The following is an 11,920-nucleotide window of genomic DNA, read 5'->3' as shown; positions in this document are numbered from 1 at the left end:
TCCACTCAGGGTTTATTCAGTTCTATACAAACAACTGTTTGATTTCGTTAAATGACGCTACGAACTCAGGTGAGCGGTAGAATTCATTTGATGGAATTAAGCCTAATTCAACATAAGGTGTCAGCAGGTCGGCGATTTCGCCTTCTGCATGATAACGGCCTTGTTTGATCGCCGCGATGCGGATGAAATCGACATATGATGGGTGTTTCGGCTGATAATCCGGATGATCCCAGTGTTCAGCAACTTCAATCAGTTCGTCCGGGAATCCCCAAGACCGCAGGATAGTAGAGCCGATAGGTCCAGCGATAGAAGCAGTCGCCTGTTTCAAAAACTCTTCATTGCCAAACACATCCAGCTGTTTTTCAGCTTCGGTCAATACCGGCAATGCGCCAATGTTATGCACAAGACCCGCCAGTGTCATCGTATCGAAATTGACCGCTGTGTATTTGTAGTTTGAGTTGTATTGCTGCATAGCGGCTAATGCAAAAGCGGTCAGTTCAAGCGTCTCAGACCAGACATTGTCCATGTACTTTTTGATCATCGGGCTTTTAGAGACAAACAACTGTTCCATTGCCATTGCAGTGACGACGTTTTTAATGTACCTTAAACCGATACGAGTAGTCGCCTGTTGCAGCGTATTGACGTGTACGCCGCGGCCAACAAAAGCGCTGTTGGCGATTTTCATGATACGGGCAGACAGCGCCGGATCATGTGAAATCATTTCGGCCATTTTGGCCAGATTCACGTTTGGATCTTCCGCCAGTTTGCGGATTTTCAGAGCAATTTCCGGCAAGCTGGGTAAAACCAGTGTATCGGTGCGGACTTTTTCAATCAGAATAGTTAATAAGGCATTTTGAACTGGCATAAATAAGAACCTTGTCTCTAATGTACACAGAAGATGTGAGTCACGATGAAGTTGATTATTGTCCAACTCAGAGCGCTTTCACAGCCGGAAATAAAAAAAAATTAAAAAATAAAATGCGATAGTGTGATTAAAAACAACTTCTAGATCATCTGCTTAGTCAGGTCATCAACGAGAAGTCGGATCCAATAGAAATTAAAATTTTTCTAATAAAGTCCGTTGATACTGGTTTGCATCGAGCGTTAGGCCACAGCCGCGGATCTTGTGTTCCAGTTGAATTAATTCGAGCTCTAATTCTTGTAAATTCAAAATATTATCATCTAATTGCCACAGCTGTTTAGAGCCCTGCAGATTGTAGAGCATAACCAGCATGGCATCCGGGTCCTGCAGTTCAACCGCTTTCTTTAACACCGTAAGTTTGCGGTTGATCAGATTAAGTTCTTGTTTCAAATCCCAAACATAAGCGACTTCATAGAAATAGCGCGTCCGTTTTAGGCGGTGCAGACACCATGCTGCAATAGCGCCGCCAACGCAGACGCCTAATAAGTTCAGGTAAAAGTTCTGGCCTTGTGCAGCGCCAAACCAATACACCAGTGCTGCGGAAATCCCCACTCCCAGTGCAGAAAAAACAGCAACGGCGGACACAATGACGACATTGAGATGACTGCGGTAGGTGTTTTTATCGATATCAACCAGTTGCATTAGTGTTACTGTTCCCTGTTTATTAGAAGCCTGCCCATTCAGTGAGGCCTTCCTGTTGATATAACTGTCGCCAGCTGGGTCTTGAACGAACCAAATCAGCTAAACGCTGCAGTGCAGGCCAAGCTAGCGCAGTCGTCGGCATATTCCTCGACCAGCGCATATACATGGTCAGCATCAGGTCGGCGGCACTAAACTCGTCACCGAGCAAATAAGGGCCATTGCTGGTTAACTGATCGTCAAGTTGTTGCCAAATACTGGTAATGTTCTGTTGCAGTTGTTGTTTTAATGCCAGTGGGTATTCGTCGAAACCTAAATCTGGCGAATAAAACCAAAAGCGAAATTGCGGGGCAAGGTTATTGGTCAGGAAGGCGATCTGCTGTAAAAACAAGGCACGGGCTTTAGTACCTGGAGGCGGCGTCAATGCTTGATGCTTTTCTGTCAGATACAACAAAATGGCAGCAGATTCATAAATGCTTACCTCTGCATCAACCAATACCGGGACCCGGCCCTGTGGGTTTAACTGTAAAAACTCGGCAGATTTTTGTTGCCCGGCAGCAAAATCGACTAACACCAGCTCAAAAGGCTGCTTTAGCTCAATTAACAGCTGATGGATGACCATACTGGCAGTGCCAGGTGAATAAAACAGTTTATACACGGTCGTTGCTTCCTATGCGGCCAATGGTTCTATTCTTGCCTAAGCGAATCTCAATGTAAAGCCAGTGATAGAATTTTAAATGGCTAATTCTAAGTGTTTGAATATAAATAATAATGTGAAGAAACTAGGCTGATTTGTTAATTTCGAATAATTTGTCACGTATTTTCCAGAATCGACCGTCTTTTTGCGCAATCACCACGGCGGGTGCGATCAGGCGGTGTAGCTGGGCTTCCAGTTGTAACACTGTATTGGCTTGAAACGGGACATGGCGGTCCACGATAAACGGCGGTAACACGACCTTGCACAGACGCTGAATTTGGCTGCGGCTGTGCAGACTAAAAAACTCCTGCAGTTGTTGGCCTTCAGCATCGACATAACGCAAGCGTAGCCGTGCTTTACCGTTGCTGTCGGTTTCGGTTTGCGCCTCAAGCTGGGTCGGATACAGCAATAGTGCATCTTTTAGTTTCAGCGCGTCCTGCAACTTTTTATCCGGGTCGACCAGTACAAAACCACAACTGCGGCATAGACGCGCAGCGATGTCATGTTCCGTGCCACATTCCGGGCAAAACCGTGCTTTAAACCGGAACCCACAGGGCACCGGTTGTTGCGATGTGTCCAGCCGCATGCCCTGACATTGCCGGCCATAATGTTCTAATACCAGCCCATCGGGATTTTGTTTGCCCCAGAATTGATTTGGGTATTGGCACAATGGGCAGGGCACTGTCACCTGAACGGACGTTTTATCCGGCGGTGGCGGGCCCGGATCATTGCTGAATAAATCATAGAGATTGCCGGCATAATCCAACACCAGACAATCGGTTTTGCCGGGAGATAACCGCAGGCCCCGACCGACTATTTGCTGATACAAACTCAGTGATTCAGTCGGCCGCAAAATTGCAATCAGGTCAACATGCGGCGCATCAAAACCGGTAGTCAGTACTGCGACATTGACCAGATATTTCAGTTGCTGCTGTTTAAATTGCTCCAGCAGCGCAGCGCGCTCCGAAGAAGGCGTGGCGGACAGAATTAACGCGCTTTCCGCCGGCGGCAATAACGCCAGAATTTCGCGGGCATGTTGGCTGGTGGCGGCAAAGATCATCACGCCTTTTCGTGTGGCGGCGTATTGCTGTACCTGCTGAATGATTTGTGGCGTGACTCTTTTGTAGTGATTAATCACTTGATTGAGCTCTGCCTCGCGGAAATGGCCGTTGCTGGCAGGTTTGAGGCCGGAGAAATCGTAACTGAGTACCGCGCAGTCCAGCCGGTTTGGTGGTGTCAGATATTGGCGCTGCAACAACAGGCGGATCGACAATTCAAAAATACACCAGCGAAAAAAGCAGTCGCTGTCACCGCGCACTGCACCCTGATAATGAAACTGGTAGATAAACCCCTGACCGAGCCGGTACGGCGTGGCCGTCAGCCCCAGCACTTTCAGGCCGGGGTTTTGTTGCTGTAAGTGGCTGATCACACTGCGATAGCTACTGTCTTCCGCCAGTGGCACCCGATGGCATTCGTCGATGATTAATAAGCTGAACTGCGCGCTGAAATCAGCCAGATTCCTCGCTACCGATTGCACCGAGGCAAAAATGACCTGCTGGGAGGTTTGTTTCAGGCCAAGCCCGGCGGCATAGATACCGCCATCCAAACCATAGCTCTGGTATTTTTGCTGATTCTGACTAACCAGCTCTTTGACGTGCGTCAGCACCAGCACCCTGCCACGCGCCAGTCGGGCCAGCTCTGCGATGACCAGACTTTTACCAGCGCCGGTCGGTAACACCAACACGGCTGGATCCGACAGACGCCGAAAATACTGGATCACGGCCGTTACTGCTTGTTGCTGGTAGTCCCGCAATGCAAAACGGGACTGTGCGGTGGCGGCAGGTAACGACATCTGACCTCAGTTCAGGCCTTTATGGCTGAACGCAATGGCTTTGTCTGCAACAAATCCGGCTTTGACGCTTTTACTGTCATCGCCCCAGACGCAGCTGCGCGTGCCTATCACTTCTTCACAGCTACTGGCATCGCCAATAATCGCTGTGACTTCCTGATAACTCATGCCGACTTTAAGCTGATTGTAGTTTTCCATCGACAATTTGCTGCAACCGGCTAACAACAAAACACCGGTTAAAATCACTAACTTTTTCAAGGGCTAACTCCTTCGCCAGCGAGGGGCGTGGCAGGTGGGGTGAAACGTCTGATCTGTAATATCAGGCCAAAGCGTGGATGGTCAAGATAATGAATTTCACCAAGCAATAAACGCACGTTGTCTTTGACATAGAATGTTTGCAGTTTGTCACCACCGGCACCCGGCGCCAGCTGACGCAGGTTAAATTCAGTATCAGCAAACAACATCCGCTCATTATACGGCTGGATCAGTCCATCCAACTGCCAGACTTGCTGCGGCAGGCCGACCACAGTTTTGCTCGCGGTATCCTGCTGCAATTGTTGCTGTTGTTGGAGTTGCTGATAGGTTTGGTCAATTGCAGTTTGCAGATCAGCCTGATTAGCGTGCAATTCCGCAGCTGGATTTTTTGCCTGCCCCTGATAATCAAACTGTGGGCTGAAACGCTGGCCGGCGAAAAAACGCAGGCTCTGACTGCGGCGTTTCACGCCAAGCGGCTGGCGCCAGGCGGTATGCAACAACAGTTTATGGCCAGCGCGATGACTGAGCTGCCAGGCCAGATCTTTCAGTAAAAAAGTCGATTCATCGGTCAGATAAGGGCTGTTTTGATGAGCGAGTGGCAATGGTGCGACAAGAGCCGGGATCACCGGTAACACTTGCGGGCCGGCGACTAACTGATCGCTGTTGTCCGCCAGCAACTGTGGCGCAATGATGCCTTCCTGCACGCGTGGTGCTTGTCGACAGGCCAAAGGCCATTGCAGCAGCGGCTCTGGCGGGAAAGCATGATTGAACTGGCGCAAACTCTGTTCGGCCAGCTGGATCTCATCAAACCAGGGCTGTGCGACAAAGGCGCCAAACTGTAACTCTGCATCAAGCGGCAGCTGCTGATCTGGCTGGCACACTGGTAACGCACTATAGAGTGCCCGGATATCGGGCTGGTACAGCGGTTTTAATAAATCCAGACTGCGATGCACGGCTATCGGCGTGACGCTGTCGTTGAATTTTTCCAGCGTGCTGTTCAGGCTGCCGCGCTCAAAGGCGATCAGTTCAATTTCAAACCAGGGATCGTCAGCGCTTTGCGCCTGCACTGCAGGTATGCTGCATAATAAAACCGCTGTGATCATACGGCGTAACATTAATCTGTTCATGGTCCACTTCACTGACTGTTGGCCTGAAAATCGGCCAGCATAGTTTTTAACAAGGCCAGCCGCTCACTGCTGCCGGGGCTTTCAATATTGAAGCGCAGTTTTTGGCCGCCTTCGAGTTTATAAATGCGCGATTGGGTCTGGATCAGCCTGATGATATACGCTGGAGCGACTTTGGTCCGTTCCGCGAACTCGACCAGACCGCCTTTGGTATTCATCTCAATGCGCCGAATGCCTAAGTGCTGCGCAACCTGGCGCGCCTGTGTCAGCGCGACCAGATGTTTAGCTGCATCCGGTAGCAAGCCGAATCGGTCTATCAGTTCAACCTGAATTTCATCGAGTTCCTGCGCATCTTTGCTGCTGGCGAGGCGTTTGTAAAACGACAAGCGCAGGCTGACATCGGGAATAAATTTCTCCGGCAGAAGCGCCGGAATTTTCAGATCCAGCTCGGTTTGCTGGCTCAGCATCATATCTAGGCTCGGCTCACGGCCGTCTTTCAGTGCCTGTACTGCCTCTTCCAGCATTTCCATATACAGCGTAAAGCCGACCGACTCGATTTGACCGCTCTGATCATCGCCGAGCAATTCACCGGCACCGCGGATCTCTAAATCGTGGCTGGCTAAAGCAAAACCTGCACCTAGATCTTCCAGACTCGAGATAGCCTCCAGCCGTTTTTGCGCGTCAACCGTTAAGCGTTTTGGTGGTGGCGTCAGCAAATAGGCGTAGGCCTGATGGTGCGAACGGCCGACACGGCCACGCAACTGGTGCAGCTGGGCCAGACCAAAATTATCGGCGCGGTTGATGATAATGGTATTCGCGGTCGGCACGTCGATACCGGTTTCAATAATGGTCGAACACAACAGCAGGTTAAAGCGCTGATGATAAAAATCCGCCATCACCCGTTCCAACTCACGTTCCGGCATCTGTCCGTGCGCGATGCCCACTATGGCTTCCGGCACCAGCGTTTGTAATTCAGTGGCAGTTTTTTCGATACTGGCAACGTCGTTGTGTAGGAAATACACCTGGCCACCACGCAAAATTTCGCGCAGCACTGCTTCACGTACCAGACCAGTTTCGTATTCCCGCACGAAGGTTTTGACCGCGAGACGGCGCGCCGGTGGCGTTGCGATAATGGATAAATCCCGCATGCCGGACAGTGACATATTCAGTGTGCGCGGAATTGGCGTCGCGGTTAAGGTCAGGATGTCGATATTGGCTCTGAGCGCCTTGATTTTCTCTTTTTGCCGTACGCCAAACCGATGCTCCTCGTCGACGATCAAAAGCCCAAGGTCACGGAATTTAATGTCATCCTGCAGCAGTTTGTGCGTACCGATCAGGATATCAACTTTGCCCGCCTCGGCATCGGCCAAAATGGCTTTTTGCTCTTTGGCGCTGATAAACCGCGACAACACTTCAACCCGGACCGGCCAGTTGGCAAAGCGGTCACGGAAGTTTTCAAAATGTTGCTGCGCCAGCAAAGTAGTTGGTACCAGAATCGCTACCTGATGGCCATCATCCACTGCGACAAACGCAGCGCGCATGGCCACTTCAGTTTTACCAAAACCAACATCACCACAGACCAGCCGGTCCATTGCCCGCGGCGTTTGCATATCGCTCAGTACCGCATTAATCGCATCAAGCTGATCGGCAGTTTCCTCAAACGGAAAGCCGTCGGCAAAGCGCTGATAGGATTCAGCATTAATTTTAAAACCATAGCCTTTCTGACTGGCGCGCAAAGCGTAGACATCAAGCAATTCTGCCGCGACGTCCCGCACTTTTTCTGCCGCTTTACGCCGCGCTTTGTCCCAGGCGTCATGGCCGAGTTTATGCAGCGGCGCATGTTCTGGTTCTGTGCCGGAATAGCGGCTGAGTAAATGCAGTGCCGACACCGGCACATATAACTTACTGCCGCCGGCGTATTCAATGGCGACAAACTCGGCGACGATGCCGGCTGCTTCCAGCACCTGCAAGCCAAGGTAACGCCCCACGCCATGTTGCAGATGCACAATCGGCTGGCCAATCGATAATTCCGCCAGGCTGCGAATAATGGTTTCGCTGGAGATCTGCTGGCTGTGTTTACGCCGCCGGCGCTGGCTGACTTTCAGGCCAAATAGCTCGTTTTCACTGATCAGCGCGAGCGGTGATGGCAGGTTAAGCTGCACGCCTTGTTCCAGCGCGCCGACGGCAATAGCTACATCGACATCGGCGCTGAGCACGGTGTGGACATCGCTGTACTGACTAAGGCGGATGCCGCTTTTATGCAGTAATTGCAGCAAACTTTCACGGCGTCCTTCCGATTCCACCAGAAAGATCACCCGGCCTTGCTGCTGTTTAATCACGGTCAGATATTGCCGCAGTGCCGTTAGTGGCTCCGCCAGCTGATGGTTGACGGTTAAGTCGGGTAGGGCGAGTGCAGGCGCATTTTGTACACCGGCTTTGTTCGGCAGTTCAGCGCGCGACAAGCGAATACGGCTGTATTTTTTCTGCAGGCCAAATAATTCATCGACGGTGAAATACAATTCTTGCGGCGGCAAAATAGGCCGCAATAAGTCAATAGCACGGTCCTGGTAGCGGTTCTGCACGTCCTGCCAGAAGCGCTGAGCGCTGGCTTCCAGCTCGCCTAGCGCCAGCAAACGGGTGGCGGCCGGCAGATAGGAAAACAATGAACCGGTACTTTCGGCAAAAAGTGGCAGGTAATATTCAATGCCGGCGGGTAAAGCACCGCTGCTGACTTGCTGATACAACGATTCTTTTTCGTTGCGTTGCTGAAAACGTTCGCGGTAACGACTGCGAAACCGTTCAATCGCAGTTTTATCCAGCGGGAATTCGTGCGCCGGTAACAACTCTATTTGATTGACCTGCGCCACAGTACGCTGATTATCCGGGTCAAAGGTACGCAGGCCGTCGATTTCATCGTCAAAAAAATCAATTCGGTACGGCAGCGGGCTGCCCATTGGATACAGATCTAATAAAGAACCGCGCACCGAAAACTCACCGTGCTGCATCACCTGCTCAACCGCACGATAACCGGCTTGCACCAGTTGCTGGCGCAGACTGCCGAGATCCAGCCGCTGACCTTTTTTAAGCAACAAACTTTGTTGTTGCAGATGCTCAGGCGCACTTAATCGCAGCATTAAGGTGCTGACCGGCACCAGTACCAGACCATGTGTCACAGCGGGCAGCTGATACAAGGTGCGCAGGCGCTGTGAAATAATATCCTGATGCGGCGAGAACTGGTCATAAGGCAGTGTTTCCCAATCCGGGAAACTATACAGCGGCACGCTGTCACCCAAAAAGACCGCCAGTTCCTGCTCTAACCGCAGTGCAGTTGGCGTATCTGGTACTATCAACAGGTATAACGCCGGTTCGGTCCGCACCAGTTCACTGAGGGCCAGTGGCAGCGCGGCGCCGGCTAAATTGCCCCAGCCCAGCTGGTCGGTGTCATGTTTGATCTGAGGCAGTGTCAACAAAGCCATTAATGCGTGATCCCTTGGACAAAAGTCTGAAGAACGCCACGGGGCAGTTGCATGCTGACACAATGCAAACTACCGCGCTGGCGGATAAGCGGCAGGCAAGGAATGCCGATGATGTCGTAGCCAGCAAAGGCCTGACCGATCACTGCACGGGCGCGGGCGTCCGCCTCGTCTGCGTATTGAGGTACGAGTACCGCGCCATTGATGATCAGAAAATTGGCGTAACTGGCCGGCAGTCGAGTGCCGTCAGGGCTGAACTTGGCGGATGGCCAGGGCAGGGCGAGCAACGGATAAGGTTGGCCTTGCGCATCGCAACACCGAGCTAACTGCTGCGCCATCGACTGTAACTCAGCAAAATGGTGATCTGCCTTATCATCACAGGCTTGATACACAATGGCGCCGTTTGGTGTAAAACGTGCCAGCATATCGATATGACCGTCTGTGTCATCGCCGGCCAATGCGCCGTGATCCAACCAGATAATTTGCTGCAGGCCAAACAATTCGTTGAGCCGTGCGGTCAGTTCGCTCTGGCTCAAGCCCGGGTTGCGGTTCGGGTGCAGCAGACAGCGTTTAGTCACCAATAAAGTGCCGCGGCCGTCACTGTCAATGGCACCGCCTTCAAGCACCAGATCCAACCGTTCTATCTTTCTGACCGCAATAAATGGCGCACCGAACAAGCGGTCATTGATTTGATTATCGAGCGTCGCGCTATATTTATCGCCCCAACCGGTAAAACAGAAATTTAGCCAGACCGGTTCGTCAGTGTTATCCAGCACCGTAATGGGGCCATGGTCACGCGCCCAGCTATCGTTATTTGGGATTAACGCAAAATACAGCGGGTGCAATGCTGCTGTCTGGCTGGCAAACAGCGTTTTCAGGCGGTCACGTAGCGGTGCGTCATGACACAGCACGACCAGCGCCTGATAACGCAAAATAGTAGCGGCGAGCTGAACAAATACCAGTTCTACAGCGTCAAGGTCATCGGCCCAATCGGTGCCTGCGTGTGGCCAGGTCAGTAGCACCGCATCCTGTGGCGCCCATTCCGGCGGTAAACGAAACCCTGACAACACTATTACGACCCTTGGCTCATGCGCTGTTCAGCTTTACGTTTTAACTGGCGTGATTGCTGGTGCAGACTGGCTCGAACGATCAGTTCTCGGTCCTGATCACGTAATCTGGTATAAGTAGAGCGGATGCGGAATTTGTCACCGACTGGTTCTACGCCAATGACTCGGACCAGGGTGAATACTGCGCCATCGTTATGTTCGAGAAACATTTTGACTTCCAGAAGTTGACCTTCAGCAAAAGCAGTTTCATGGTCAAAACACAGCGCAGAGCCGCCGTAACTGTGGCTGAAGCAGCGATGTTGCGGATCGTCCTGCATCAGCAGGATATAACGCATCATGCTGTCAATTTTGCGCGCCTGAATGCGCAAATAAACAGCGAGCTCTTCCGCCAAATCACCAAGCCGATTTAGCGACTTTAACGCGGACTGCTCCAGCATCACCTGCTCGCCGGCCATCAAAAAAGGCTCCGGGATCAGTCGCTCAAAACCGTGGTCGTCCGGTTCTTCGTCGTTGAAGGGTTTTACGTTGATGCGGATATCATGTTCAATAATGAAATAATCGTTGTATTGGTCTTTCAACAGGTTCAGTTGTGATGGTTCCATGCTGCACCGCGCTTGTAAGCGCCCCCGTTTATCTCTATGATTCCGCTACTTTATCACTTTGCATGGCTGAAGTCCTGAGAAAAGGATGCAAGTTCCGGTTTCGATATTCATAGGGTTACGTTACAGCCAGAGCCGTAAAGGTAATGCCTTCCTGTCTTTTATTACCTTGTTTTCAGTGGCCGGGATTTTTCTCGGTGTACTGGCATTGACTGTGGTCAGTTCGGTGATGAATGGTTTTGAAGGTGAACTGAAAAAGCGCATTCTGGGTGTGATCCCGCATTTAATTGTCCATAGTAGCGATGTGACATTGCCTGCGCGGCTGCAGCAACAGTTTCCGGCCATCGCACAAATCAGTCCTTTTTTGCAAAGTGAAGCGCTGGTTCAATCCAGTAAAGATTTAACTGGCGCCATGCTACAGGGCGTTGATGTCAGTGTGTTGCCGCAGTTTTTACAACAGTCGTTGCAGCAGGGCGATTGGCAAGACTTCGCCGCCAGTCGCTATCAGGTGGTGCTCGGTAGTGGCCTCGCTGACAAACTGCGGGTGCAACTAGGCCAGCAAATCCGGCTTATTTTACCGACCGGCGGCAGCTACACGCCGCTCGGTTGGATGCCACGCCAGCGCAACTTTACCGTGGCCGGCATTTTTGATACCGGCTCTGAAGTGGATAAAGTCGTGGTGCTACTCCGCCTGCAAGATTTGCAAAAACTCACCGGCAACAAAGAAACCGCCTGGCGTATCGGCTTAAACGATGCGTTTTTAGCGCCACAGTTACAAAGCGATATCGGTCAGCTTGAAGGTGTCAGTCAGGTCACCGACTGGCGGCAAAGCCATGGCAAACTGTTTTCAGCGGTAGCGATGGAAAAAGCCATGATGTGGCTGATGTTATTGCTGATTGTAGCGGTCGCCGCCTTTAACATCGTCTCCGCGCTGGTGATGATGGTGACGGAAAAACAACGCGAAGTCGCCATTCTAAAAACTCAGGGCATGACTAATCGTCAGCTGTTTTATGTGTTTGCCGCGCAGGGCATGAGCCATGGTATCACCGGTGCCGTCACCGGTGCGGTAGCGGGTGTGTTACTGACGCTGGGTTTAAATGACTTGCTGGCGTTGCTCGGATTACAGCTAGTGCCGGGCATGGCGCTGCCGGTGATTTTACAGTGGACTGATGTGCTGCTGATTATGCTGTCAGCGGTGTTGTTAACTGCCTTGGCGGTGATTTATCCGGCCTGGCGTGCGGTCCAGGTAGAGCCGGCAGCAGTGCTGCGCGACGAATAATATAAAACAGGCAAAA

At 51.5% G+C, this 11,920-nt stretch carries 10 protein-coding genes; 1 reads left to right on the top strand and 9 read right to left on the bottom strand.

Going from position 1 to position 11,920, the window contains the following annotated elements; genetic code table 11:
• Positions 1-22: 22 nt before the first annotated feature.
• The 9 genes from ACFFJP_RS16645 to ACFFJP_RS16605 all read right to left on the bottom strand — a co-directional run bounded on the left by ACFFJP_RS16645 (position 23) and on the right by ACFFJP_RS16605 (position 10,628).
• The gene (locus ACFFJP_RS16645) at positions 23-865 is read right to left on the bottom strand and encodes an HDOD domain-containing protein (protein ID WP_377246735.1); all 843 of its coding nucleotides are present in this window, start codon (positions 863-865) and stop codon (positions 23-25) included.
• Between the two features lie 192 nt (positions 866-1,057).
• Positions 1,058-1,564, bottom strand: a complete 507-nt coding sequence (locus tag ACFFJP_RS16640; RefSeq protein ID WP_377246732.1) for a DUF3087 family protein — start codon at positions 1,562-1,564, stop codon at positions 1,058-1,060.
• Positions 1,565-1,586: 22 nt separating this feature from the next.
• Complete coding sequence (locus ACFFJP_RS16635) at positions 1,587-2,219, bottom strand: glutathione S-transferase family protein (RefSeq protein WP_377246729.1); 633 nt, start codon at positions 2,217-2,219, stop codon at positions 1,587-1,589.
• Positions 2,220-2,343: 124 nt separating this feature from the next.
• Positions 2,344-4,110, bottom strand: coding sequence for a DNA repair helicase RadD (gene radD, locus ACFFJP_RS16630; RefSeq protein ID WP_377246726.1), 1,767 nt, complete (start codon positions 4,108-4,110; stop codon positions 2,344-2,346).
• Positions 4,111-4,116: 6 nt separating this feature from the next.
• Positions 4,117-4,365, bottom strand: coding sequence for a DUF3862 domain-containing protein (locus ACFFJP_RS16625; protein WP_377246723.1), 249 nt, complete (start codon positions 4,363-4,365; stop codon positions 4,117-4,119).
• Positions 4,362-5,489 (bottom strand): CsiV family protein, encoded by a 1,128-nt coding sequence (locus ACFFJP_RS16620; RefSeq protein WP_377246720.1) that lies wholly within the window; start codon positions 5,487-5,489, stop codon positions 4,362-4,364. The genes ACFFJP_RS16625 and ACFFJP_RS16620 overlap by 4 nt, the downstream gene beginning before the upstream one ends.
• Before the next feature lie 8 nt (positions 5,490-5,497).
• Positions 5,498-8,962 (bottom strand): transcription-repair coupling factor, encoded by a 3,465-nt coding sequence (gene mfd / locus ACFFJP_RS16615; protein WP_377246717.1) that lies wholly within the window; start codon positions 8,960-8,962, stop codon positions 5,498-5,500.
• Positions 8,962-10,029 (bottom strand): agmatine deiminase family protein, encoded by a 1,068-nt coding sequence (locus ACFFJP_RS16610; protein WP_377246714.1) that lies wholly within the window; start codon positions 10,027-10,029, stop codon positions 8,962-8,964. The genes mfd and ACFFJP_RS16610 overlap by 1 nt, the downstream gene beginning before the upstream one ends.
• Positions 10,030-10,031: 2 nt before the next feature.
• Entirely contained in the window at positions 10,032-10,628 is a 597-nt protein-coding gene (locus ACFFJP_RS16605) for a PilZ domain-containing protein (protein ID WP_377246711.1), read from the bottom strand.
• 85 nt (positions 10,629-10,713) lie between these two features.
• Between ACFFJP_RS16605 and ACFFJP_RS16600 the strand changes: the two genes are divergently transcribed.
• Positions 10,714-11,904, top strand: coding sequence for a lipoprotein-releasing ABC transporter permease subunit (locus ACFFJP_RS16600; RefSeq protein WP_377246708.1), 1,191 nt, complete (start codon positions 10,714-10,716; stop codon positions 11,902-11,904).
• The last annotated feature ends 16 nt before the right edge of the window (positions 11,905-11,920 follow it).

Source organism: Rheinheimera tilapiae (assembly GCF_042432165.1).
GTDB lineage: Bacteria > Pseudomonadota > Gammaproteobacteria > Enterobacterales > Alteromonadaceae > Pararheinheimera > Pararheinheimera tilapiae.
The sequence above is the reverse complement of the archived record's forward strand: the minus strand, read 5'-3'. Positions and strand labels throughout refer to the sequence as shown.